Source organism: Pseudomonas sp. IT-P2, assembly GCF_949767575.1.
GTDB classification, from domain to species: domain Bacteria; phylum Pseudomonadota; class Gammaproteobacteria; order Pseudomonadales; family Pseudomonadaceae; genus Aquipseudomonas; species Aquipseudomonas pharyngis.
This window is the reverse complement of record NZ_CATKQA010000022.1, coordinates 365035-387307: the sequence shown is the minus strand read 5'-3', so window position 1 is coordinate 387307 and position 22273 is coordinate 365035. Positions and strand designations below refer to the sequence as shown.

Annotated in this window: 24 protein-coding genes and 1 pseudogene; 12 read left to right on the top strand and 13 right to left on the bottom strand. The window is 60.6% G+C overall.

All coding sequences use genetic code 11. The features are described 5' to 3' along the window. The first annotated feature begins 226 nt into the window (after positions 1-226). The gene (locus ACM6JM_RS14390) at positions 227-1840 is read left to right on the top strand and encodes an inorganic phosphate transporter (protein ID WP_414882103.1); all 1614 of its coding nucleotides are present in this window, start codon (positions 227-229) and stop codon (positions 1838-1840) included. Between the two features lie 54 nt (positions 1841-1894). Here ACM6JM_RS14390 and ACM6JM_RS14385 read toward each other — a convergent pair whose 3' ends face one another. Further along, positions 1895-2791 (bottom strand): LysR family transcriptional regulator, encoded by an 897-nt coding sequence (locus ACM6JM_RS14385; RefSeq protein WP_414882102.1) that lies wholly within the window; start codon positions 2789-2791, stop codon positions 1895-1897. A 120-nt stretch (positions 2792-2911) separates the two neighbouring features. On the opposite strand from ACM6JM_RS14385, the gene ACM6JM_RS14380 reads away from it, so the two are divergent. Further along, on the top strand, positions 2912-3667 hold the full coding sequence (locus ACM6JM_RS14380) for an SDR family NAD(P)-dependent oxidoreductase (RefSeq protein WP_163976222.1): 756 nt from the start codon (positions 2912-2914) through the stop codon (positions 3665-3667). Positions 3668-3726: 59 nt separating this feature from the next. Here the strand turns inward: ACM6JM_RS14380 and ACM6JM_RS14375 are convergent, their stop codons facing one another. After that, on the bottom strand, positions 3727-4164 hold the full coding sequence (locus ACM6JM_RS14375; RefSeq protein ID WP_414882101.1) for a multidrug/biocide efflux PACE transporter: 438 nt from the start codon (positions 4162-4164) through the stop codon (positions 3727-3729). Positions 4165-4252: 88 nt separating this feature from the next. Here ACM6JM_RS14375 and ACM6JM_RS14370 point away from each other — a divergent pair, with 88 nt between their 5' ends. Then, complete coding sequence (locus tag ACM6JM_RS14370) at positions 4253-5107, top strand: LysR family transcriptional regulator (protein ID WP_210710753.1); 855 nt, start codon at positions 4253-4255, stop codon at positions 5105-5107. Position 5108: 1 nt separating this feature from the next. Here the strand turns inward: ACM6JM_RS14370 and ACM6JM_RS14365 are convergent, their stop codons facing one another. Beyond that, positions 5109-5945: a LysR family transcriptional regulator gene (locus ACM6JM_RS14365; protein ID WP_039766163.1), complete on the bottom strand. Its 837-nt coding sequence runs from the start codon at positions 5943-5945 to the stop codon at positions 5109-5111. A 111-nt stretch (positions 5946-6056) separates the two neighbouring features. Here ACM6JM_RS14365 and ACM6JM_RS14360 point away from each other — a divergent pair, with 111 nt between their 5' ends. Beyond that, positions 6057-6782: an SDR family oxidoreductase gene (locus tag ACM6JM_RS14360; protein WP_163976227.1), complete on the top strand. Its 726-nt coding sequence runs from the start codon at positions 6057-6059 to the stop codon at positions 6780-6782. A 266-nt stretch (positions 6783-7048) separates the two neighbouring features. On the opposite strand, the gene ACM6JM_RS14355 is transcribed toward ACM6JM_RS14360, so the two are convergent. The 3 genes from ACM6JM_RS14355 to ACM6JM_RS14345 are packed head-to-tail and all read right to left on the bottom strand — an operon-like array spanning position 7049 to position 9096. Next, positions 7049-8293, bottom strand: coding sequence for an RNA polymerase sigma factor (locus tag ACM6JM_RS14355; RefSeq protein ID WP_414882100.1), 1245 nt, complete (start codon positions 8291-8293; stop codon positions 7049-7051). Beyond that, positions 8286-8630 (bottom strand): YciI family protein, encoded by a 345-nt coding sequence (locus tag ACM6JM_RS14350; protein ID WP_007951101.1) that lies wholly within the window; start codon positions 8628-8630, stop codon positions 8286-8288. Before ACM6JM_RS14350 ends, ACM6JM_RS14355 begins: the two co-directional genes overlap by 8 nt. 40 nt (positions 8631-8670) lie before the next feature. Continuing rightward, a complete protein-coding gene (locus ACM6JM_RS14345; protein ID WP_039766156.1) occupies positions 8671-9096 on the bottom strand; it encodes a YybH family protein in 426 nt (141 codons plus the stop codon). A 142-nt stretch (positions 9097-9238) separates the two neighbouring features. On the opposite strand from ACM6JM_RS14345, the gene ACM6JM_RS14340 reads away from it, so the two are divergent. Both ACM6JM_RS14340 and ACM6JM_RS14335 read left to right on the top strand, forming a co-directional pair. Then, positions 9239-9724 carry a GNAT family N-acetyltransferase gene (locus ACM6JM_RS14340; protein WP_414882099.1) on the top strand — a complete coding sequence of 162 codons (486 nt, stop codon included), beginning with the start codon at positions 9239-9241 and terminating at the stop codon, positions 9722-9724. Positions 9725-9741: 17 nt separating this feature from the next. After that, entirely contained in the window at positions 9742-10347 is a 606-nt protein-coding gene (locus tag ACM6JM_RS14335; RefSeq protein WP_414882098.1) for a pyridoxamine 5'-phosphate oxidase family protein, read from the top strand. Positions 10348-10525: 178 nt separating this feature from the next. Here the strand turns inward: ACM6JM_RS14335 and ACM6JM_RS14330 are convergent, their stop codons facing one another. The 3 genes from ACM6JM_RS14330 to ACM6JM_RS14320 all read right to left on the bottom strand — a co-directional run bounded on the left by ACM6JM_RS14330 (position 10526) and on the right by ACM6JM_RS14320 (position 12557). Beyond that, on the bottom strand, positions 10526-11014 hold the full coding sequence (locus ACM6JM_RS14330; protein WP_007951113.1) for a GNAT family N-acetyltransferase: 489 nt from the start codon (positions 11012-11014) through the stop codon (positions 10526-10528). A 317-nt stretch (positions 11015-11331) separates the two neighbouring features. Continuing rightward, positions 11332-11826 carry a GyrI-like domain-containing protein gene (locus ACM6JM_RS14325; protein WP_039766149.1) on the bottom strand — a complete coding sequence of 165 codons (495 nt, stop codon included), beginning with the start codon at positions 11824-11826 and terminating at the stop codon, positions 11332-11334. Positions 11827-11894: 68 nt separating this feature from the next. Continuing rightward, a complete protein-coding gene (locus ACM6JM_RS14320; RefSeq protein ID WP_039766147.1) occupies positions 11895-12557 on the bottom strand; it encodes a LysE family translocator in 663 nt (220 codons plus the stop codon). Positions 12558-12696: 139 nt separating this feature from the next. Between ACM6JM_RS14320 and alaC the strand changes: the two genes are divergently transcribed. Continuing rightward, positions 12697-13905: an alanine transaminase gene (gene alaC, locus ACM6JM_RS14315; protein ID WP_074688274.1), complete on the top strand. Its 1209-nt coding sequence runs from the start codon at positions 12697-12699 to the stop codon at positions 13903-13905. Positions 13906-14097: 192 nt separating this feature from the next. Here alaC and ACM6JM_RS14310 read toward each other — a convergent pair whose 3' ends face one another. Next, entirely contained in the window at positions 14098-15450 is a 1353-nt protein-coding gene (locus ACM6JM_RS14310; protein WP_011335581.1) for a GntP family permease, read from the bottom strand. Between the two features lie 82 nt (positions 15451-15532). Further along, positions 15533-16066 carry a gluconokinase gene (locus ACM6JM_RS14305; protein ID WP_011335582.1) on the bottom strand — a complete coding sequence of 178 codons (534 nt, stop codon included), beginning with the start codon at positions 16064-16066 and terminating at the stop codon, positions 15533-15535. A gap of 216 nt (positions 16067-16282) precedes the next feature. Here ACM6JM_RS14305 and ACM6JM_RS14300 point away from each other — a divergent pair, with 216 nt between their 5' ends. After that, the gene (locus ACM6JM_RS14300; RefSeq protein ID WP_007951123.1) at positions 16283-17314 is read left to right on the top strand and encodes a LacI family DNA-binding transcriptional regulator; all 1032 of its coding nucleotides are present in this window, start codon (positions 16283-16285) and stop codon (positions 17312-17314) included. 127 nt (positions 17315-17441) lie between these two features. On the opposite strand, the gene ACM6JM_RS14295 is transcribed toward ACM6JM_RS14300, so the two are convergent. After that, on the bottom strand, positions 17442-18314 hold the full coding sequence (locus tag ACM6JM_RS14295; protein ID WP_074688276.1) for a LysR family transcriptional regulator: 873 nt from the start codon (positions 18312-18314) through the stop codon (positions 17442-17444). 121 nt (positions 18315-18435) lie between these two features. Between ACM6JM_RS14295 and ACM6JM_RS14290 the strand changes: the two genes are divergently transcribed. From ACM6JM_RS14290 to ACM6JM_RS14275, 4 genes are all read left to right on the top strand, one after another. Beyond that, positions 18436-18876, top strand: coding sequence for a PACE efflux transporter (locus ACM6JM_RS14290; protein ID WP_039766137.1), 441 nt, complete (start codon positions 18436-18438; stop codon positions 18874-18876). Between the two features lie 125 nt (positions 18877-19001). Next, positions 19002-20423 carry an MFS transporter gene (locus ACM6JM_RS14285; RefSeq protein WP_039766134.1) on the top strand — a complete coding sequence of 474 codons (1422 nt, stop codon included), beginning with the start codon at positions 19002-19004 and terminating at the stop codon, positions 20421-20423. Between the two features lie 153 nt (positions 20424-20576). Next, positions 20577-21143, top strand: coding sequence for a hypothetical protein (locus tag ACM6JM_RS14280; protein ID WP_134334308.1), 567 nt, complete (start codon positions 20577-20579; stop codon positions 21141-21143). Positions 21144-21297: 154 nt separating this feature from the next. After that, positions 21298-21759, top strand: coding sequence for a hypothetical protein (locus ACM6JM_RS14275; protein ID WP_074688282.1), 462 nt, complete (start codon positions 21298-21300; stop codon positions 21757-21759). 46 nt (positions 21760-21805) lie between these two features. On the opposite strand, the pseudogene ACM6JM_RS14270 reads toward ACM6JM_RS14275, so the two are convergent. Beyond that, positions 21806-22234: pseudogene (locus ACM6JM_RS14270) on the bottom strand (methyl-accepting chemotaxis protein); the annotation flags it as partial. Positions 22235-22273: the final 39 nt, after the last annotated feature.

The window sequence follows — 22273 nt, the reverse complement described above, 5'->3', positions numbered from 1 at the left end:
ACGTCGAGGCGTCGAACCGTCCGCGTGGGAATGCCGCCCGGGACGCTCCGCGTCCCTGTGACGCAGAGCGTCACCTTATGCATTCCCACGCGGAGCGTGGGAACGATCACCGCCTTCAGATCAGCGGTGAAGCTAAAAACCCAAACACTGATCTGTCGCAGCCTCTCTGTAATATTTAGCAACGATCATGGGCAACACTCCTTCCCCCGCTCAGGATTGTCCGCCCATGGCTACTCCCTCCCTGACCGTCAGCCCGGCCTCCGCTGCCAGTGGCAGACCGGCGCTCGACAAAAAAACCGGCCCCTTCACTTACGTGGTGTTCTTCGCCGTGCTGGCCATGGGAATGCTGTTCACCGCCTACAGCCTGATGCACGACATGCACGAACTCGGCACGGTGGTCACCACCTGGACCCCATTCCTGCTGCTCGGCGTAGCGCTGTTGATTGCACTGGGCTTCGAGTTCGTCAACGGCTTCCACGACACCGCCAACGCCGTGGCCACGGTGATCTACACCCACTCTCTGCCGCCGAATGTGGCCGTGGTGTGGTCGGGATTCTTCAACTTCCTCGGCGTGCTGCTGTCCAGCGGTGCAGTCGCGTTCGGCATCATTGCGCTGCTGCCAGTAGAGTTAATTCTGCAAGTCGGCTCGTCCGCCGGTTTCGCGATGATCTTCGCCCTGCTGATCGCGGCGATCCTGTGGAACCTCGGCACCTGGTGGCTGGGCCTGCCGGCCTCGTCATCGCACACGCTGATCGGTTCGATCATCGGCGTCGGCGTGGCCAACGCGTTGATGCATGGTCGCGACGGCACCAGCGGTGTGGACTGGGCCCAGGCGACCAAGATCGGTTACGCACTGTTGCTGTCGCCGCTGGTGGGTTTCGGTTGCGCGGCGCTGTTGCTGCTGGCGCTGCGCGCGTTCGTGAAGAACCGTTCGCTGTACAAGGCACCGGAAGGCAACACCCCGCCGCCGTGGTGGATTCGTGGTCTGCTGATCCTGACCTGCACTGGCGTGTCCTTCGCTCACGGCTCCAACGACGGCCAGAAAGGCATGGGCCTGATCATGCTGATTCTGGTCGGCACCCTGCCGATGGCTTATGCACTGAACCGCACCATGCCGGAAGAACAATCGCTGCAATTCGCCGCTGTCGCTCAAGTGACCCAGCAAGCGCTGGTGAAAAGTGCGCCACTGCCGGCACCGGCCGATCCACGCGCCGTGCTCTCCGACTACGTGCGAAGCAAGGAAGCCACGCCGCAACTGATCCCCGCCCTCGCCGTCCTGACCGGGCACATCGGTGAAGAAGTCAAAGGCTACGGCTCGCTGGCGAAAGTCCCGGCCGAGGCCATGGGCAACGTGCGCAACGACATGTACCTGGCCAGCGAAACCATTCGCCTGATGGGCAAGAACAATGTCGGCAGCTTCGACGCCGACACCAGCGGCAAGCTGCAACTGTTCAAACAGCAGATCGACAACGCCACGCGGTTCATTCCGCTGTGGGTGAAGATCGCCGTGGCGATTGCCTTGGGGCTGGGCACCATGGTCGGCTGGAAGCGGATCGTGGTCACGGTCGGCGAGAAGATCGGCAAGACCCATCTGACCTACGCCCAGGGCGCCTCGGCGGAAACCGTGGCGATGCTGACCATCGGCGCTGCCGACATGTTCGGTCTGCCGGTGTCGACCACTCATGTGCTTTCGTCCGGTGTGGCCGGGACCATGGTCGCCAACGGTGGCGGTTTGCAGATGAAGACCATCCGCAATCTGCTGATGGCGTGGGTACTGACGTTGCCGGCGGCGATTCTGTTGTCGGGCAGCCTGTATTGGCTGTTTACCCAGATTTTCTGATCCACCCCAAATCCCTGTGAGAGCCCTTGCTCCCACAGGGATTTGCGGCAGGAATCAGAGCGTCGAACGAATCAAATCCCCCAGCCAGTCCATGAACACCCGCACCCGCAACGGCAGCTGCCGCTGCCTCGCGTACAACAGTGAAATGCCCATCGCCGGCGCGGTGTATTGCGGCAGCACGGTGACGATCTCGCCGCTGTCCAGATAGGTGTTCATCCCGGTGCGCGGCACCTGGATCAGACCAAACCCGCCCAGGCACGCCGACTCGTAGGCATCGGTGCTGTTGACCGTCACGCTGCCGGCCATCGGTACGCGGTGCACTTGCCCGTCCTGCTCGTAGACAAACCCTTCCGAACGCGAACCCAGCACACCGACGTAGTGCACCAGTCGATGCTGCGCCAGATCTTCAAGGGTCTGCGGCACGCCGTAGCGCTCCAGGTACGCGGGGCTGGCGCAGTTGATCATGCTGAAATCCCCCAGGTGCCGCGCCACCACCGATTGATCGGGCTGCGCGCCGATGCGCAGCACGCAATCGAAACCTTCGGCGAGCAGGTCGACCCGACGATCGGTGCTGCTGATTTCCAGTTCCAGGTTCGGATGACGGGCCATGAATTCCGGCAACTTCGGCATGATCAGCCGCCGCGCCAGAATGTTCGGCATGTCAATCCGGATCCGCCCGGTCAGCGACGCTTCGTCCTGACGGAACAGGTTTTCGATTTCGTCCATGTGCGACAGCAGATCCTTGCTGCGTTCATACAGCGCGAGGCCGTCCTGAGTCGCCTGGACCTTGCGCGTGGTGCGTTGCAGCAGGCGCGTGCCGAGCAGGGTTTCCAGCGCCTGCACCTGCTCGGATACCGTTGAGCGCGGCAGCCCCAGACTCTCCCCCGCCATCGTGAAACTCGACAATTCGCTGACCCGGACGAAGGTGCGCAGCAGTTCCAGTTTGTTCATGGGCCACCCATTGATTGTTCGGACAATCCGACCAGTGATTCCGGTTTCAGTCTGTTTATCACCTCATGGCGGATAAATAAACTGTGCCCCATCAACCGTCACCGCCATCGAGGAAAACCCATGAACCGCAAAATCGCATTGATCACCGGTGCCAGCCGTGGCCTCGGCAAGAACGCCGCCCTGCACCTCGCCGCGCAAGGCGTGGAGATCATCGGCACCTACAACAGCCGCGCCGATGAAGCCCAGGCGCTGGTGCAGGAACTGGAATCGCTAGGCGCCAAAGCCGTGATGCTGCAACTGGATGTCGGCCGCAGCGAAGGCTTTGCCGATTTCGCTGTGCGAGTCGAGCAGGCGCTGCAACAGCTGGAGCGTCCGCGCTTCGATTTCCTGATCAACAACGCCGGGATTGGTGTGCATGCGTCGTTCGCCGACACCACGCCGGAGCAGTTCGACCTGCTGATGAACGTGCAGTTGAAAGGGCCGTTCTTCCTGACTCAGCAACTGCTGCCGCTGATCAACGATGGCGGGCGGATCATCAACATCTCCAGCGGTCTGGCGCGTTTCACCCTGCCGGGTTATGCCGCTTACGCTGCGATGAAAGGCGCGATGGAAGTGCTGACCCGTTATCAGGCCAAGGAGCTGGGGGCGCGGCAGATCGCGGTGAATATCCTGGCACCGGGCGCCATCGAAACCGACTTCGGCGGCGGCGCGGTGCGCGACAATTCGGCGCTGAACGCGATGGTCGCCAGTAACACCGCACTGGGCCGTGCCGGGCAGCCGGATGACATTGGCGGTGCGCTGGCGCTGCTGCTGTCGCCGGGGGCGCAGTGGATCAACGGTCAGCGGATTGAAGCGTCGGGCGGGATGTTTCTTTAAACCCTGCAAAAATCCCGGACAAAAAAATCGCAGCCCTCACAGGCGGCGATTTTTTGTTTTCAGCTCTGGCAAGCGCTGCGCATCACCAGCCGCTCGCGCACCACGTCATAACCCCAGTGGTAAACGTAGGTGTACGGCAGGAAAAACAGCAGCACGCCGATGTCGAGCAGGAACGCCTGCCACAGGCTGACCGACAGCCACCAGGCAATCAGCGGCACGCCCATCACGATCAACCCGCCCTCGAACAGCAGCGCGTGCGCCACCCGCACCCAGGCGTTGTGGGCGATGTTCCAGCGTTTGAGCATCCGGTCGAAGAAGCCGTTGAACACCACGTTCCAGCCCAGAGCCAGCATCGCGATTGCGATGGTGACGGCGCCCATTTCGACCAGCGGTTTGCCCATGATCCACGCCAGCAAAGGGGTACAGATCAGGATCGCCAGCAGTTCGAAACCGATGGCCTGGAAGATACGCTCAGTGATGGATTTGTTGGCAGTCATGGCCGAAGTCCTCTGTGAAGATGGTTGCCATGATCCAGCACCGCACCGATACTTCATAACCAATAACCATCGATCAAGGCGATAGTTCATGGCTTCTCAGGAAGTGTTGCTGGCGTTTGTCCAGGCGGCGACTCAAGGTTCGTTTTCGGCGGCGGCGCGCAAACTCGGGCGCAGTCAGTCGACGGTGAGTGCGGCGGTGGCCAGTCTTGAGATCGATCTGGACCTGGTGCTGTTCGACCGCAGCAGCCGCAAGCCGACGCTGACCCCGGCCGGGCACGTGATGCTGCAACGGGCCGAGGCGATTCTGGCGGCCACCAGCCGCCTGGAAATGACCGCCCGGCAATTGGCCCAGGGCGTCGAGCCGAAACTGACGGTGGCGATTTCCGACACTTATCAGTCCGACCGTTTCGAAGCCGCATTGGTGGGTTTCGAGCAGCGTTATCCGGATCTGGAGCTGGAATGCCTGATCGCCGAATGCGATGACCTGGTCGAACTGGTGCAGCGCGGTCGGGCGCATCTCGCGTTCGCCGAGATGCAGGACAACTACCCGCCGGATCTGGCGAGCGCGACCGTCGCCGAGCGCACTGAAATCGCCTTGTTTGTGGGGTGTGGGCATCCGTTGGCGACTCACGACTCCATCGATCAAACAGTCCTTGAGCAGCATCGCGAACTGCGCCTGGCCACCATCGTCAATCCCTATGACAGTCGCGGCAAAGGCCGGGTGTGGTCGGCACCGAGTTACCTGATGTTGCTGGAAATGGCCGAGAAAGGTTTTGGCTGGGCCCCGCTGCCGCGCTGGCTGGTGGAGCGTTTCGGCAATGACTTGCTGGTGGAACTGAAGGTGCGCGGCTGGCCGAAACCGGTGTTCGTCGATGCCCTGTGGTCGCGGCTGTACCCGCCGGGGCCGGCGGGGAGCTGGTTGCTGAGCAAGATGCTGGAATAGCTCAGGCCGCCTCGATCGCTGCCGGGCGGTTCACCTGAAAATACTCGTGCAACCCACGCATCGTCGACAACTCCAGCGCCTGCGCCGCGTAACACAATCCCACCCGCCGGGTCGGCGCCGGCAGGTGCAGCGCGCGCACGACGATGCGCTCATGCCCGCTGACCAGTGACTGCGGCAACATCGCCACACCGACACCCGCCGCCACCATATGCAACGCCTGTTGCAGTGAACCGGCATGTCCCGCCACCGCTTCCGGCGAGCGTCCGTACAGCGCCATCAACCGCTGATGTGAAGGATGCTGTGGGCAGGTGATCCAGTCCTCGATCGGCGCCCAGCCTGCTTGCGCGTTTGCCATCGGATGATCGAGAGGCAGCGCCATCACATAGGACTCTTCCCACAGCGGCAGGAACAGTTCGTCCTCGCAGCACATTTCCTCGACCGCCAACCGACCGTCGCCATGACAGCCCTCCTCCAGGGTCAGCAGCAGATTGGGCATCGCCTGATGAGCCATCCGCACGAAGGCTTCGATGTGACTGGCGGCGATGTCGCCCTCGATGCCGAGGGTCAGCGGTGCGCGATTTTCGCGGCCGCGAAACATCCGGCTCAGTGCCTCTGATTCGGCCACCATCCGGCGTGCCTGTGGGTATAGCAGTCGCGCTTCGTCGCTGACGTCCACACCACGAGGCTGACGCACAAACAGCGTTGCGCCGAGCTCCTCTTCCAGCTGTTTGATGGTCACCGACAACGTGGGCTGACTGATGAACAGCCGTTGCGCGGCAGCGGTGATGTTGCGTTCTTCGAACACCGCGAGGAAGGCTTTGAGATGGCGGATATCCATAGGAAATTCCGATAGCAGACAGAGGAATAAGGCATTTTTCAGCCTCCAACGGGCTAAATATACTGCGTCACGAATCTGGTTATTTGTTTTTCTTATCTCAGGAGTTCAACCATGAGCAAGCCCTTGATCATCATCACCGGCGCCAGCTCGGGCATCGGCGAAGCCACCGCCCGCCGCTTGAGCGCGGCCGGCCATCCGCTGCTGTTGCTGGCCCGGCGCATCGAACGCCTTGAAGCACTGGCCCTGCCGAACACCCTCAGCCGCCGCGTCGACATCACCGACCGCGCCGCATTGCTGGCCGCTGTGGCCGAAGCGGAAGCGCAGTTCGGTCCGGCCGATGCGCTGATCAACAACGCCGGGGTGATGCTGCTGGGCGAGATGAGCAAGCAGGACCCGGCACAGTGGGACCAGATGCTCGACGTCAACGTGAGAGGTCTGCTCAACGGCGTGCACGCGGTGGTGGCCGGGATGATCGAGCGCAAGCACGGCACGATCATCAACGTCAGCTCGGTGGCCGGACGCAAGACCTTCCCGAACCATGTGGCGTATGTCGGCACCAAGTTTGCGGTGCATGGATTGTCGGAAAACCTGCGTGAAGAATTGTCGCCGCATAACGTGCGGGTGACCACGATTGCGCCGGGCGCGGTAGAGACCGAGTTGCTGAGCCACACCACGGATGAGGCGATCAAGACCGGGTATCAGGCCTGGAAGCAGGACATGGGTGGCACGGTGTTGAGTGCTGAGGATGTGGCGACGGCGATTGCTTATGCGTATGGGCAGCCGCAGGGGGTTTGTATTCGCGAGATTGTGATGGCTGCTACTCGGCAGCAGGCCTAAAAGCGAAAGGCAAAATCAAAAGCGCCCTCCCCCTAACCCTCTCCCGGAGGGAGAGGGGACTGACCGAGGTGTCTTACGTCATACATCGACCTGAAAAATCGAGTCGATTATGGATTCACGGCGAATTAGTTCACGTCGGCGTCGAGGTGACTTACGTGAGAGTAAAACCTGAAAGATCTGGTCGATTATGGATTCAAAAAAACACTTTCAGGTCGGCGCATATCTCCAATATTCCCGGATCGGTCCCCTCTCCCCCCGGGAGAGGGCTAGGGTGAGGGCAAGCGTTCCAAAGCCGAAAGCCGCCCTTCAATAAACCGCCGCTCCGGCTCCTGCCGAGTCAATTCCAAGGCTCGCCGGTAAGCCGCCCGCGCCTCCTCAACCCGCCCCAACTGCCGACAAAACTCCGCCCGCGCCGAATGCGCCAAGTGGTAATCCTGCAATTCCCCACGGTCCAGAATCCCTTCAACCAGGGTCAACCCCGCCAGCGCCCCGTCACGTTTGGCCACCGCCACCGCCCGGTTCAACTCGATCACCGGCGACGGCACCGCCCGCAGCAACACGTCATACAGCCCGACGATCTGTTCCCAGTCGGTCTCCCCCGCCGTCGGCGCCTCGGCATGCACCGCCGCAATCGCTGCCTGCAGGCAGTACGGCCCGAAGCGTCCCGTGGTCAGCGCCTTTTCCACCAGATCACAGCCTTCGGCGATCAACTCGGCATTCCACAATCCGCGATCCTGATCATCCAGCAGAATCAGTTCACCATCAGGCGAAGAGCGCGCCGAACGCCGCGATTCATGCAGCAGCATCAACGCCAGCAGCCCCATCACTTCCGGGTCCGGCAACAACTCCAGCAGCAACCGCCCGAGACGGATCGCCTCGCGGGTCAGGTCTTCGCGGGTCACCTGGGCGCCGCCGGATGCCGAATAGCCTTCGTTGAACACCAGATAAATCACCCGCAACACACTGTCGAGGCGTTCGGGCAATTCGCTCAGGCTCGGTACTTGATAAGGGATTTTCGCGTCGCGGATCTTGGCCTTGGCCCGCACGATGCGTTGGGCAATCGCCGCCGGGGCCGAGAGAAATGCGCGGGCGATTTCCTCGGTGGTGAGGTCGCAGACTTCACGCAAGGTCAGCGGCACTTGCGCGTCCGCCGCCAGCGCCGGGTGGCAGCAGGTGAAGATCAGGCGCAGGCGATCGTCTTCCACGTCTTCAGCGTCCCATTCGGACTGCTCCAGTTCTTCCAGTTGCGCCAGCAATAACGGCTGCGAGGCCTTGAACCGCGCGCGACGGCGCAACACGTCAATGGCCTTGAAGCGCCCGGTAGAGACCAGCCAGGTCCGCGGATTGTCCGGCACGCCGTCACGCTGCCAGCGTTCGACCGCGACGAAGAACGCCTCGTGCAAGGCTTCTTCGGCGAGGTCGAAATCGCCGAGCAGGCGGATCAGGGTCGCGAGGATCCGCCGCGAGTCTTCGCGATAGACCTGCTCGACCCGCGCCCTGACTTCAGACATTCAACTGGCGCACGGGACGCACTTCGACGCTGCCGACCCGGGCCGCCGGAATGTTGCCGGCGACCTGAATCGCTTCGTTGAGGTCCCGCGCGTCGATCAGGTAGAAACCGGCCAGCTGTTCCTTGGTCTCGGCGAACGGGCCGTCGGTGATCGACAGCTTGCCGTTGCGCATGCGCACCGTGGTGGCGGTCTGCACCGACTCCAGCGCTTCGGCGGCGACCATCCGGCCGCTGCCCTGGATCGACTCGGCGTAGGCCCAGCACTCGGCATCTTCCGGGCTGTCGGGCGACGAATGCAGCAGGCGCTCATCGCTGTAGACCAGGCATAAATACTTCATGGCGTTCTCCTGAATCGGACGGATCAACTATGGCTGAAGATCAGGGTTTCGCATCGAACAGGGTCGCGCCGGTCATCGGATCGAACGGTGCCGACCAGTGTTCGTGGGCGATCTTCCACGCCCCGCCGACCTGCCGGTAACAGGCGGTGACGCGCATCCAGCAACTCTGGGTTTCGCCCTTTTCATTGGTCCCGCCGCAATTGGCGACCCAGTGGGCGAAGGCGATGTTGTCGGCGGTCTCGATGGCGATTTCGTGGAACTCGAAAATGTGCGGGCCGGGGCACATTTCCATGCAATCCACCCAGTGCGCGCGGTAGGCCGGCTTGCCCTTGAATTGCAGGGCCTTGATCGCATCGAAGGAAACGATGTCGTCGGCGTACAGGGCCATGACTTTTTCCACGTCCTTGGTCATCACCGCCTCGCGGTAGGTATCGATCAGGCTTTGAATCTGCGCTTGCGTACTCATGGTGTTTCTCCCTGGTTTTTGTTGTGAAGACACCCTTAGTCGTTCGGCGATTTGCCGGATCGACAGTTGAAACAAAAAAATTCCGGAGAAGACAAACTCGCTAGAATCCGAGGCTCATCTTTGTAGGAAAAAGGAAATTCCCGTGTCAGCCCGACTCGTGCCTTACGAAAGCCTGAACGCCACCCAACGCCAACAGGTCGAGGCCATTGAAATCCACGCCGAGCAGATCAAGTTCTCCGGCGACATCCACGGTGCGTTGCACACCCTGCTGTCGAAGCCCGGCCCCGGCGTGAAGGGTTTTGCGCTGCTGGCCGAAGACGTGCCAGTGGCCTTCCTGCTGCTCAAACGCCCGCCGGTGTTGCCGGAATGGGCCGATGAACACAGCGCCACCCTGCATGCGTTGCAGGTCGATCACCGCGCCCAGGGCAACGGTTACGGCAAGGCCTGTCTGCTGGCGCTGCCGGAAGTTGCGCGCCAGACCTGGCCGGAAATCAAAGGGCTGGAGCTGTCAGTGGACGCCGACAACGACGCTGCGATTGCGCTGTACGCCAAGTACGGCTTCGTCGACAGCGGCGAAGCGTACAAGGGGCGCATCGGTTACGAGCGGCGCATGGGCCTGTTTTTCTAATCGTCGGGGGAGCAACGATGATCGATTCAATCGAAGCGCTGGAAGCCATCTACGGCTTGCCCCACGAACGGGCGGTGCGCAAGCAGATCGGCTTTCTCAACGAGGACTATCAGGCGATGGTCCGGGTCTCGCCGCTGGTGATTGTCAGCTCGGTGGGTGCCGACGGCATCGACGGTTCCCCGCGCGGTGATGCGCCGGGGTTTGTGCGGATCATTGACGAGCGCACCCTGGCCCTGCCGGATCGTCCGGGCAACAACCGCATCGATACCTTGCGCAACGTGTTGCACGATCCACGGGTGTCGCTGCTGTTCATCATTCCGGGAATTGGTGAGACGTTGCGGGTCAATGGCACGGCGACCATCAGCGCTGATCCGCAGTTACTGGATAGCTTCGCGGTCAACGGCAAACCGGCGCGCACGGTGTTGCTGGTGACGGTGGAGGCGGCGTTCTTTCATTGCTCCAAGGCATTCGTGCGTTCGGATGCGTGGAATCCGCAAACCCACTTGCCGCGCTCGGCGCTGCCGACGGCGGGTGCGTTTCACAAGCGTCTGAATGATGGGCAGTTTGATGCCGAGGCTTATGATCGGGAGGCCCCGGCCAGAGTACGTGACACCCTTTACTGACCCCACCCACCGATCGTTCCCACGTCGAGGCGTCGAACCGTCTGCGTGGGAATGCAGACTTTGACGCTCTGCGTCACGACGGTGCCAGGCGTTGCATCAGTGGTGCGGCAGGAACGCGGAGCGTCTCGGGCTGCATTCCCACGCAGAGCGTGGGAACGATCAGGTCAGGGGTTCTTCTTCAGAGGGTGAGGATCATCTCGTGCCACGCCATCCCGCCGTGGTCGGATTCGGACGGTTTGATGTAGGCAAAACCGAATCCGGCGTACAGCGGGATATGCCGTTCCTTGCACATCAGGTGAATCGTCGCCTTGCCCTGCTCGCGCATGCGTTCGATAAATTCGCCCAGCAGACGCTTGGCCAGGCCCAGCCCCTGATAATCCGGATGCACCACCACCGACATGATCACTACGTTCGGCCCCGCCGGGTCGTGGCCGATCAGTTCCTTGAACGCCTCGTCGGACATCTGCACGTCAAATGCCGCGCCGGAGTTGATGAAGCCGGCTACCTGCCCGTCCACTTCGGCGACGATGAAACCGTCCGGCCAGGTGGCGATGCGCGTGGCGATCTTTTCGCGGGTCGCGGCTTCGTCGCCTTCATAGGCGAGGGTTTCGATGGCGTAGCAGCGGTCCAGGTCGGCGGCGGTGACGTGGCGGATGACGGTGTTCATGGCGACTCGAAATCAGAGGAAACAAGGCCGCCAAGGATAAAGGAATAAGGTGTTCATATCGATCCGCACGGGCGGCGTAAAGCCTGCGTATAAGCGCTTTTCTTCGGATTCGGGACGGTCTATTTCTGGTGCATGTCTCTGATCAACCGAGGGGGGAACCGTTTATGAGCAGCGTGGAAATCGGTTTGTTGATGGTGTTGGGCATCAGCTTCTTCGGCTTTATTACTCTGGGCATCGACCTGTTGCGGGCACGACGGATCAAGGGCAAATAAAGCCTGATCGGCAGCGCGAAGCGGGTTCGCGCTGCCGGTTATTCGTCAGGTTTTCTTTTCCACCGGGACGCAGATTTCCAGCTTGCCGGTATTGGTTTTTGGATTGAAATCGGCGCTGTAGCGTTCCAGCTCCGGGGCGTTGAGCCCTTTGTATTCGGAATTCGGCAGCCAGGTGTTGTAGATGTAGTCAATGGTCTGCGGCAGCTGATCCAGCGAACCCTTGTGTTCGAACACCGCGTACTGGCGTGGCAGGATTTCGATCCACGGATACTTTTCCTGTGGAAACTCATCGAGCTTGCTGATCTCGACCCCGGCCATGTAGTCAAAACCGCCATTACCGTCGAAATTGCTGCAGACACCGTAAGTCACTTCGCTCTTCTGCCCCGGAATATGCCCGATGTGCGGGATGAGTTTTTCCCACAGTGCAGAGATGTCCCGAACGGTCTCTTTGGTGAAGCGATCGCGAAATCCTGCAATCAGCAGGAAGTGTCCATGTTCGAAGCGAGGTTCAGCCACTTCGACGCGTTTTTGCTCATCCATGACTCGACTCCTTGAACGAAAAAAGTGGGTTCGGCTGGGAGTATAGAAGCCAAACCCGATTCGCACATTTACAGCGTATGCAGGGCCTCGGCGGCGCCGGAACCGACGAACTCGTTATAACCGGATACGATCACGTAGACCGCGAAATAGCAGAAGATCGCTGCCGATGCCATGTAGGAATAGCGCAGCAGTTTGTCGCCCAGCAACTTGCCGCCATGGCTCGCGGCAAAACACAGTCCCGCCGACCACAGCAGCCCGGCGCACAGGAAACCACCGAGAAACAGCGCCGAGCTCAAAGGACCGCCGCCACCGGAACGGGCGATCAACGTGCCGCCCACGGCCGCGAACCAGAGGATGGCGCTCGGCGATGACATGGCGAGAAAGATCCCACGGAAGAATTCCTTGCGATGGGAGTTCTGGCCGACTTCGGCGGTCGCCGCCAATTGCGCCTCGTGGTGGATCGCCGAATAGATCATCTTCGCCGCGAAGTAGATCAACAGCGCTGAACCACCGATCCACAGCACCCAGCGCACGGTTTCGTATTGCAGCAGAACGGTCATTCCGGCCAGCGCCAGCACCGCGTAGATCAGGTCGCCGACGCAGGTGCCGAGACCCAGCGCGAAGCCCTGAAAATAGCCGCGCTGCATCGCCAGGGTGATCATCGCGATGTTGGCCACGCCGATATCCAGGCACAGCGAAAGGCTCAGCAAGAAGCCGCTGGTGAATTCCATTAACCGATTTCCTTGGGAAAAATTTGTTTACAAAGGCGCTGGACAGTCTGCCATCGCTGCCCTTATCGTCCGCCACAGGTCACCGCAGTGACCAGCGTCGCTCGGACGGTTCCGGGCGCTTACGTTATCCGAGGCAACAATGGCTGAACAAGGTTCGCCGCGCCGCTTTGCGCGCATAGATCGACTCCCCCCTTACGTTTTCAACATCACCGCCGAGCTGAAGATGGCTGCCCGACGTCGCGGCGAAGACATCATCGACTTGAGCATGGGCAACCCCGACGGCGCCACGCCGCCGCACATCGTTGAAAAACTGGTGCAGGTTGCACAACGCGAAGACACCCACGGTTACTCCACGTCCAAGGGCATTCCGCGCCTGCGCCGGGCGATTTCCAACTGGTACAAGGAACGCTACGAGGTCGAGATCGACCCGGAAAGCGAAGCCATCGTCACCATCGGTTCCAAGGAAGGCCTGGCGCACCTGATGCTGGCGACCCTGGATCAGGGCGACACCGTACTGGTGCCGAACCCGAGCTACCCGATTCACATCTACGGTGCCGTGATTGCCGGCGCCCAGGTGCGGTCGGTGCCGCTGGTGCCGGGCGTGGATTTCTTCGCCGAGCTGGAACGGGCGATTCGCGGCTCGATCCCGAAACCGAAGATGATGATCCTCGGCTTCCCGTCGAACCCGACCGCGCAGTGCGTGGAGCTGGATTTCTTCGAGCGGGTGATTGCTCTCGCCAAACAGTACGACGTGCTGGTGGTGCACGACCTGGCTTACGCCGACATCGTCTACGACGGCTGGAAAGCCCCGTCGATCATGCAGGTGCCGGGCGCCAAGGACATTGCGGTGGAGTTTTTCACCCTGTCCAAGAGCTACAACATGGCGGGCTGGCGCATCGGCTTCATGGTCGGCAATCCGGAGCTGGTCAGCGCCCTGGCACGGATCAAGAGCTACCACGACTACGGCACCTTCACCCCGCTGCAGGTGGCCGCGATTGCTGCGCTGGAAGGCGATCAGCAATGCGTGCGCGACATCGCCGAGCAATATCGCCAGCGCCGCAATGTGCTGGTCAAAGGCCTGCATGAGCTGGGCTGGATGGTCGAAAACCCTAAAGCCTCGATGTACGTCTGGGCGAAGATTCCCGACGCCTACGCGCACCTCGGTTCGCTGGAGTTCGCCAAGAAGCTGCTGGCCGAGGCCAAGGTCTGCGTCTCGCCGGGTGTCGGTTTTGGTGAGTACGGCGACGATCACGTGCGCTTTGCGCTGATCGAAAACCAGGATCGGATTCGTCAGGCCGTACGCGGGATTCGCGGGATGTTTCGGGCTGATGGCCTGGGCACTAAGTAACTGCCTCCTCCCCACCTGATCGTTCCCACGCTCCGCGTGGGAATGCAGCCCGGGACGCTCCGCGTCCCTGCCGAAAGCGGACGCAGAGCGTCCATTGAGGCATTCCCACGCGGAGCGTGGGAACGATCACTCGCGAATTGCACCCACAAAAAAACCGCATCGCTGCGGTTTTTTTGTGTCTTGCGTTCGACGTTAAACGAACAGCGACAACAACAGAATAAAGCCCAGACCCACCACCGACAGGATGGTTTCCATCGCCGTCCAGGTCTTGAAGGTCTCGGCCACGGTCATGTTGAAGTACTGCTTCACCAGCCAGAAACCGGCGTCGTTGACGTGGGACAGGATCAGCGAGCCGGCACCGGTGGCCAGCACCAGCAGCTCACGGTTCACGCCCGGAATCATCCCTACCACCGGCACCACAATGCCCGCGCCAGTAATGGTCGCCACGGTGGCCGAACCGGTCGCGATGCGGATCACCGCCGCCACCAGCCACGCCAGCAGGATCGGCGAGATCTGCGCACTGACCGCCATGTGGCCGATCACGTCGCCCACGCCGCTGGTCACCAGCATCTGCTTGAATCCGCCGCCGGCACCGATGATCAGGATGATCGCGGCAGTCGGCGCCAGGCTCGCGTCGAGCCATTTGAGCATCTGCTGAGAACCGATGCCCTGCTTGTGACCGAAGGTGTACAGCGACAGCAGCAATGCCAGCAACAGTGCCGAAATCGGGTGACCGATCATGTCCATCCAGGTGCGGAAGAAATGACCGTCCGGCAGTGCCACGTCGGCGAAGGTTTTCAACAGCATCAGGAACACCGGCAGCAGCACGGTGACCAGGGTGATGCTGAAGCTCGGCAGATTGGCCGAATCGTTTTCACGGGCCAGTTGATCGACCAGTTCCTGATTTGGCGTACCGGGAATGTGCTTGGCGATGAACGTACCGAAGATCGGACCGGCAATGATGGCGGTCGGCAGCGCGACGATCAGACCGTACAGAATGGTCTTGCCGATGTCGGCACCGAACACGCCGATGGCCAGCAGCGGGCCCGGGTGCGGCGGCACCAGACCGTGCACGGCGGACAGGCCGGCGAGCAGCGGGATGCCGATCTTGATGATCGACACACCGGTGCGGCGAGCCACAATGAACACCAGCGGAATCAGCAACACGAAGCCGATTTCGAAGAACAGCGGAATGCCCACCAGGAACGCGGCGAACATCATCGCCCACTGAACCTTGTCCTTGCCGAAGGCGCGGATCAGGGTCTGGGCGATCTGATCGGCACCGCCGGATTCGGCCATCATCTTGCCGAGCATCGTACCCAGCGCGAGGATGATGCCGACGAAACCGAGCACGCCACCGAAGCCGTCCTGGAACGCCTTGATGATGGTGCCGATCGGCATGCCGGAGGTCAGGCCGAGGAACGCGGCGGCGATGGTCAGGGCAATGAAGGGGTGAATCTTGAATTTGGTGATCAGGACGATGAGTCCGATCACCGTGACCACTGCATCGAGCAGCAGATAGGCGTCATGGGACATGCCAAACATTGGGGGTGTCTCCTGGTTTGTTGTTGTTATTAAAGCGGGTTAATCAGAAGTCGAAAGGACAGCGCTATCTTCGCAATCACACTCATACCGCCTGTTTCAGGCCATGGGCCTGCCACCAGACGTGGGCTTGCGCCGCCAGTTCTTCAACGCTGTGAATCGAAGCATTCAGGGCCAGGGTCAATGGCTCGCCCTTGGGCGATTCGAGGGTGGCGAATTGGCTTTCGATCAAGGTGGCCGGCATGAAATGGCCCGGACGGTGGGACACACGTTCGGCGGCGACTTCAGGCGTCAATTCGAGGAACACGAAACCCAGGCCCGGCAAGGCGCTGCGCAGCACTTCGCGATAACTGTGTTTGAGGGCCGAGCAAGTCAGCACCGGGCGTTCGCCCAGGGCATCGACACGACGCAGTTCATCGCACAGGCTGTCGAGCCAGCCGGCACGGTCTTCGTCGTTCAGGGGGATCCCCGCGCTCATCTTTTCGATGTTCGCGGCCGGATGGAAAGTATCGCCTTCAATGGCAGTGGCGCCGCTCAATTGGCACAGGGCCTCGCTGACGCACGTCTTGCCGCAACCGGCAACGCCCATGATGACCAGGGCGGTGATGGGATGATTCATGTAACACCTCAGCGCGCAGACAGCGCTACCTTTGCTAGCTATGACTCTAGTGCACAGGCAGAAGTTGCCGACGCCTTCTTGTCGTTTTTTTGGGTTGCAGCAGGTTTTGTCGATACGCCAAAAAGCGAGGATCAGGCAGGACCTCGCTTACGCATTTGCAGCTGCATAAGGACAGCGCTACCTTAGTGCCTTGATTTTTGTTTGGCAAGCCGCCCGATGACCACCCCTAAAAACGATAAAAACACCCGCACCACCGGCCGTCCCACCCTTAATGAAGTCGCCCGTCTGGCCGGCGTCAGCCCGATTACCGCCTCCCGCGCCCTGCGTGGGGTCAGCACGGTCGCCACCGAATTGGTGGAAAAAGTGCAGAAAGCCGCGCTGGAACTCAACTATGTGGTCAACCCCGCCGCCCGCGCTCTGGCCTCGGCCCAGAGCCATTCGGTGGTGGTTCTGGTGCCTTCGCTGTCCAACCTGCTGTTCATCGACACCCTGGAAGCCATTCATCGGGTGCTCACGCCGAAGGGCTTCGAAGTGCTGATCGGCAACTTCCACTATTCCCGCGATGAAGAAGAAAACCTGCTGCGCAACTACATGGCCTATCAGCCACGCGGTTTGCTGCTGACCGGTTTCGACCGCACCGAAAGTTCGCGGCGGATGATCGAGGCCAGCAACATTCCCTGCGTCTACATGATGGAACTGGACAGCGCCGCCGGGGTGAACTGCGTCGGCTTCTCGCAGCTCAGCGCCGGCGAAACGGCTGCCGAACATTTGCTGTCCCGTGGCCGCAAGCGCTTGGCATACATCGGTGCGCAACTCGATCAGCGCACCCTGCTGCGCGGTGAAGGCTTTCGCAAGGCGTTGCAGAAGGCCGGGCGCTACGACCCGGATCTGGAAGTGCTGACCCCGCGTTCATCGTCCGTAGGTCTGGGTGGCGAGTTGTTCCTGCAATTGCTGGCGGCGCATCCGGATGTCGATGCGATCTTCTTCGGCAATGACGACCTGGCTCAGGGCGCCTTGCTCGAAGCGCTGCGCAACGGGATCAAGATTCCAGAGCAGGTGGCGATTCTCGGTTTCAACGACTTGCCGATGTCCGAGCACATGGTGCCGCGCCTGAGCAGCATCAACACGCCCCGCGAGGCGATCGGCAAGCGTGCAGCGGAACAGATGCTGACATTGATGGCGGGCAACAGCGTGGCGCGGCCGGTCGAAGACATGGGCTTCGAACTCAAAATCCGCGAGAGCACCTGACCTCTGAGCCTTCTGTTTGATCGTTCCCACGCTCCGCGTGGGAATGCAGCCCGGGACGCTCCGCGTCCCTTCCAGAGCCGGACGCAGAGCGTCCATTGAGGCATTCCCACGCGGAGCGTGGGAACGATCACCGTCCGAGTATTTCAACCAATGCCGCCGCACCCTTCTGTAGCGGCTGGCTCTTGAGCCATACCGCATGCACCGGCAGCACCAGGCCGTTTTCGATGTTGCGGAAATTCAGGCGTTTGAGCCGTCCGCTATCAAACCAGGGCTGCACCACCGACAGCGGAAAATTGCCCCAGCCCAACCCTGCCTCGACCATCTCCAGCGCCGTTTCCAGGTTGTCGGTGCGCCAGTGGGATTCGGCCACCAGCGGCCGGGTTTCGCTGATCGGCAAATCACGACTGCCGACGACGATCTGCCGCACATGCACCAAGTCCTCGAGAAACAGATCCTGCCCCTGCAACAACGGGCTGTCCGCCGCCAGCGTGGCGATCATCCGTTCACTGCCGACGAACTGAAAACGCTCCAGCACATTCACGCTCAACCCGGCGAACGCCAGACACACGCTGATTCGACCACTGTGAAGCATCGCCAGCACGTCATCTTGCGGTGCAGTCAGCACTTCAATGTCGAGCAGCGGATGACGCTCGCTGATGTCCTTGATCGCTGTCAGCAAACGTCGGCGGTCGATATCCGCCGCCACACCTATCGACAACTTGCTCTCCAGCCCCAGCGACAACTGCACCGCATGCACCTGCAATTGCTTGAGCTGATCGGCGATCAGCCGCGCATGGGGCACCAGCGACAGCGCCATTGCCGTCGGTTGTGGTTCGCGGTGGCTGCGGTCGAACAACGAGTAACCGAGTTCGGCCTCCAGATTGCCGATGGCCATGCTCACCGCCGACGGGACTTTGCCCAATGCCCTGGCCGCTGCGGAAAACGAGCCGCGCTCAATCACGGCGAGAAACAGTTCGATGCTTTCACTGTTGAAATTCACTTCACACACCTATCAATAAAACTGAAAGCTACTGACTTTTTCTGTCACCTGCATTGAAGCTATCTTTCGTCGCCTTCGCCAGCCCCACTGGCCACAAGTCGCAAGAAAGAGGCAATTCCCCATGCAAGGCGTCAAACGCAAACTGGTCTATGTGTCGCTCTATGAAGTGATCGGCATGACCTTCTCGGCCCTGGGCCTCGCCCTGTTGTCCGGCACTTCGCCCGGCAGCACCGGCCCGCTGGCGGTGATCATCACCAGCATCGCCGTGACCTGGAATTTCATTTACACCTCGCTGTTCGAGCGCTGGGAAAGCCGCCAGGTGTCGCGCACCCGCACGGTGAAACGGCGCATCGCCCACGCCGTCGGTTTCCAGCTGACGCTGATCGTGTTCCTGATTCCGCTGATCGCGTGGTGGATGAACATCAGTCTGGTGCAGGCCTTTTTGCTGGATCTGGCACTGATCGTGTTCATCCCTTGCTACACCTTCGCGTTCAACTGGCTGTTCGATAAGGTGTTCGGCCTTCCGGCATCGGCACTACCGGATGCGCAGCCCGCGACATAAATCGTTAATTGGTAAGCGGATATTGCAAGAAATCGGCGGTTTTCCCTCACCAACCGCCGATATAAACAATCCTTGATTTCCGATAGCAGGCTAAGCTTTTCCATCAATAAAAAATGGATCAGCCCATGACTGCACACGCCCCCGCCGCGCAACGCGACGGCATCGACCCGATACGCGCCGCCGAGATTTCCGCCCGCATCGACCGCCTCCCCGCAGTCGCCACCCTCTGGCGGCTGGTGGCGCTGCTGTCGATCGGTGGTTTTTTCGAACTCTACGACCTGTTCCAGACCGCCTACATCAGCCCCGGCCTGATCCGCGATGGCATCTTCGCCACCGGCAATCAGGGCGTGTTCGGTTTCTCCGATCAGGCTGCGTTCGCCTCAGCGACGTTCCTCGGTTTGTTTCTCGGCGCCAGTCTGCTGAGCCCGATGGCCGATCGGTTCGGTCGGCGGGCGATCTTCACCTTCGCGCTGGTCTGGTACACCGTGGCCACGGTACTGATGGGCGTGCAGAGTTCGGCGCTGGGGATCATCTGCATGCGTTTTCTGGTGGGCATCGGCCTCGGCATCGAGCTGGTGACCATCGACGCTTACCTCTCGGAACTGGTGCCCAAACGCATGCGCAGTTCGGCGTTTGCCTTCGCATTTTTCGTGCAGTTCCTGTCGGTGCCGGCAGTGGCGCTGATGTCCTGGTGGCTGGTGCCCCAGGCGCCGTTTGGGGTGTCCGGCTGGCGTTGGGTGGTGTTGGCGAGCGCGGTGTTTGCACTGTTCATCTGGTGGCTGCGCAAACGTCTGCCGGAGTCGCCGCGCTGGCTGGCCCAGCATGGCCGCTTCGATGAGGCGAACCGGATTCTTGACGGTATCGAGGCGCGTTGTGAGAAGGATCACCGTCAGCCACTGGATGCGCCGGAAGCGGTAGCCGTCGATGTCGAAGGCAAGGGCCGTTTCGCCGATATCTGGCAGCCACCGTACCGGCGCCGGGCACTGATGCTGATCGTCTTTCACATCTTCCAAGCGATCGGTTTCTTCGGCTTCGGCAACTGGCTGCCAGCATTGCTCTCCGGCCAGGGTGTCAGCGTCACCCACAGTCTGATGTACGCGTTCATCATCACCCTCGCCTACCCGCTCGGGCCGTTGCTGTTCGTCAAATTCGCCAACCGCTTCGAGAACAAGTGGCAGATCGTCGGCTCGGCCCTCGGCGCCATGACTTTCGGCACCCTGTTCGCGTTGCAGACCAGCGCCTTCGGCCTGATCTTCTGCGGGGTGATGATCACCTTCTGCAACGCCTGGCTGAGCTTCAGTTATCACTCCTATCAGAGCGAACTGTTCCCCACCAACATCCGCGCCCGGGCGGTGGGCTTCTGCTATTCGTTCAGTCGTTTGTCGACGGTGTTCAGCAGCCTGTTGATCGGTCTGTTCCTCGATCATTTCGGCACGCCGGGCGTATTGGCGTTCATCGTCGCCAGCATGCTGATCGTGATGCTGACCATCGGCTACTTCGGCCCCCGCACCCGCAATCTGGCGCTGGAAAACATCGCCCATCGCTGACGGACAACGGTCATCCTCTGCCGCCCACCGGCAAGGGATGACCGCTTTGCCGGTTCACCAAAAACCACAAGCATTTGAAATAAAAAGACTTATTTGATGGGCACGGTATTTGCTGCCAAGGACTGACAGTCATTACCTACAGGTTCTCTCATCATGTTGGTCAGTGCAAAACAACAACAAATCATTCATCTGCCCAAGCAGTTGAATGATGACGCCACCTCCACCGCCGCAGCCGGACTGCAAGGCGGACTGCACGGGGCGATGCTGCAAACCCTGCAAAACCAGGCCCAGGCGCAAACCGCCGAAGCCAACGCCAAAGTGCAGGAATCAGCCACCCAACTGGCGACCCAGCAAGTCAGCGAAGCCACGCGTATCAGCGACAACGTCGACGAAGCGTTCGCCAAGACCCGTGTCGCCCTGCAAACCTCCGATACTTCGCCGAGCAAATCCACGGGCTCATCGGCTATGGATGAGTTCAAGGACTACATGAGCAAAACGCCGGAACAGCGTCTGCGCGACAGTATCCTCCAGGAAATGGGCCTGACCGAGGACGACATCAAAGCCATGCCGCCGGAGAAACAACTGGCCATCGGCAAAGAAATCGCCGAGCGACTGCAGGACAAGATGAAGCTGGCCGAAGCCGAGAAGCAGAACAAGCAAGACGCCAACTCGGCGAAGATCAGCGACGAGTCGGCGGACAAGTTCCTCGCTTCGCTCTAAGAAGATCCCTTCCCTCAGCAGAGTCTCACTCGAGACTCTGACCTCACCGTCCGGTTACCGCTAGTCGATTTCTTACTCCCGAGAGTCGATACCTGTAAGTTCTGACAGTTGTCCTCCCCATCAAAGCTGAAACAACATCAACCGTGAAGGAGCAATGCCGCTCCGCCAGCAGCTCAGCCAAGAAAAGGAATTAAAAATGAACGTGGAAAACAACGCAGTTGGGCTATTTGGTTTAAAAGTGAGCGAAAACGGTGGCCCGGAAGAAACCATCACCACTACTGAGCTCTTTTTCATCGTCACCTCAAAAAAGCTACGTGTCGGCGGTTTCCAAGTAGGTCCCAACGGGTTACGAGGTGCCCAAGTGGACATCAATGGTGAGATCAAAACTGGCACATATCCCTTCACAAAGGACCTTAGCGTCACTGGTTTTTATAATCAAAGCGGATTGGTCAGCTCTTGGCCTGCAGTTACAGAGGGCGGGGAAATAACAATTCTGGAAGTAGACGTTACGAAAAGGTTTGCAAGAGGAACCTTCAAGTTCAGGGCAGAAGAGCGTGACAACGCGTCCAATTATGCAAATGCCATTGGTAGCTTTTCCTTGACCGAAAAAGAGTGATCGAGAAAATTTTGCCCCTCTATACAGAGGGGCAATTCCCAAGTCGCTACTCTAATCTCAACGTCTCATTGAACTGACTGATCGCATCCACCACATGCCGCGAGCCCTGCTGAATCTCCCGAATCGCATCCCCCGCCTCGTTCGCCAGTTCCACCCCGAGCCCGGTGCGGCTCAGGCTCGACTGCATGCTCGACACTGCGCTCAGTGACAGCTCATGGTTCTTGCGCACCACGTCGACGATCTCCACGGTCGCCTGGCTGGTTCGCGCCGCGAGGCTGCGCACTTCATCCGCCACCACCGCAAAACCACGCCCGTGTTCACCCGCGCGCGCCGCTTCGATGGCGGCGTTGAGCGCCAGCAGGTTGGTCTGGTCGGCAATCCCGCGAATGGTCTGGACGATGGTGCCGATGATGTCCGACTGCTTGCTGACTGCATCGATGCTCAGCGCCGCTTCGTTGAGGTCGCGGGAAATGTCCTGAATGATCTGCACCGTTTGCTGCACGACCTGTGAGCC

Excerpts from the sequence above, each read along its gene's own strand:
- ACM6JM_RS14390 (WP_414882103.1), top strand. The coding sequence starts at position 227 with ATGGCTACTCCCTCCCTGACCGTCAGCCCGGCCTCCGCTGCCAGTGGC.
- ACM6JM_RS14385 (WP_414882102.1), bottom strand. The coding sequence starts at position 2,791 with ATGAACAAACTGGAACTGCTGCGCACCTTCGTCCGGGTCAGCGAATTG.
- ACM6JM_RS14380 (WP_163976222.1), top strand. The coding sequence starts at position 2,912 with ATGAACCGCAAAATCGCATTGATCACCGGTGCCAGCCGTGGCCTCGGC.
- ACM6JM_RS14375 (WP_414882101.1), bottom strand. The coding sequence starts at position 4,164 with ATGACTGCCAACAAATCCATCACTGAGCGTATCTTCCAGGCCATCGGT.
- ACM6JM_RS14370 (WP_210710753.1), top strand. The coding sequence starts at position 4,253 with ATGGCTTCTCAGGAAGTGTTGCTGGCGTTTGTCCAGGCGGCGACTCAA.
- ACM6JM_RS14365 (WP_039766163.1), bottom strand. The coding sequence starts at position 5,945 with ATGGATATCCGCCATCTCAAAGCCTTCCTCGCGGTGTTCGAAGAACGC.
- ACM6JM_RS14360 (WP_163976227.1), top strand. The coding sequence starts at position 6,057 with ATGAGCAAGCCCTTGATCATCATCACCGGCGCCAGCTCGGGCATCGGC.
- ACM6JM_RS14355 (WP_414882100.1), bottom strand. The coding sequence starts at position 8,293 with ATGTCTGAAGTCAGGGCGCGGGTCGAGCAGGTCTATCGCGAAGACTCG.
- ACM6JM_RS14350 (WP_007951101.1), bottom strand. The coding sequence starts at position 8,630 with ATGAAGTATTTATGCCTGGTCTACAGCGATGAGCGCCTGCTGCATTCG.
- ACM6JM_RS14345 (WP_039766156.1), bottom strand. The coding sequence starts at position 9,096 with ATGAGTACGCAAGCGCAGATTCAAAGCCTGATCGATACCTACCGCGAG.
- ACM6JM_RS14335 (WP_414882098.1), top strand. The coding sequence starts at position 9,742 with ATGATCGATTCAATCGAAGCGCTGGAAGCCATCTACGGCTTGCCCCAC.
- ACM6JM_RS14330 (WP_007951113.1), bottom strand. The coding sequence starts at position 11,014 with ATGAACACCGTCATCCGCCACGTCACCGCCGCCGACCTGGACCGCTGC.
- ACM6JM_RS14325 (WP_039766149.1), bottom strand. The coding sequence starts at position 11,826 with ATGGATGAGCAAAAACGCGTCGAAGTGGCTGAACCTCGCTTCGAACAT.
- ACM6JM_RS14320 (WP_039766147.1), bottom strand. The coding sequence starts at position 12,557 with ATGGAATTCACCAGCGGCTTCTTGCTGAGCCTTTCGCTGTGCCTGGAT.
- alaC (WP_074688274.1), top strand. The coding sequence starts at position 12,697 with ATGGCTGAACAAGGTTCGCCGCGCCGCTTTGCGCGCATAGATCGACTC.
- ACM6JM_RS14310 (WP_011335581.1), bottom strand. The coding sequence starts at position 15,450 with ATGTTTGGCATGTCCCATGACGCCTATCTGCTGCTCGATGCAGTGGTC.
- ACM6JM_RS14305 (WP_011335582.1), bottom strand. The coding sequence starts at position 16,066 with ATGAATCATCCCATCACCGCCCTGGTCATCATGGGCGTTGCCGGTTGC.
- ACM6JM_RS14300 (WP_007951123.1), top strand. The coding sequence starts at position 16,283 with ATGACCACCCCTAAAAACGATAAAAACACCCGCACCACCGGCCGTCCC.
- ACM6JM_RS14290 (WP_039766137.1), top strand. The coding sequence starts at position 18,436 with ATGCAAGGCGTCAAACGCAAACTGGTCTATGTGTCGCTCTATGAAGTG.
- ACM6JM_RS14285 (WP_039766134.1), top strand. The coding sequence starts at position 19,002 with ATGACTGCACACGCCCCCGCCGCGCAACGCGACGGCATCGACCCGATA.
- ACM6JM_RS14280 (WP_134334308.1), top strand. The coding sequence starts at position 20,577 with ATGTTGGTCAGTGCAAAACAACAACAAATCATTCATCTGCCCAAGCAG.
- ACM6JM_RS14275 (WP_074688282.1), top strand. The coding sequence starts at position 21,298 with ATGCCGCTCCGCCAGCAGCTCAGCCAAGAAAAGGAATTAAAAATGAAC.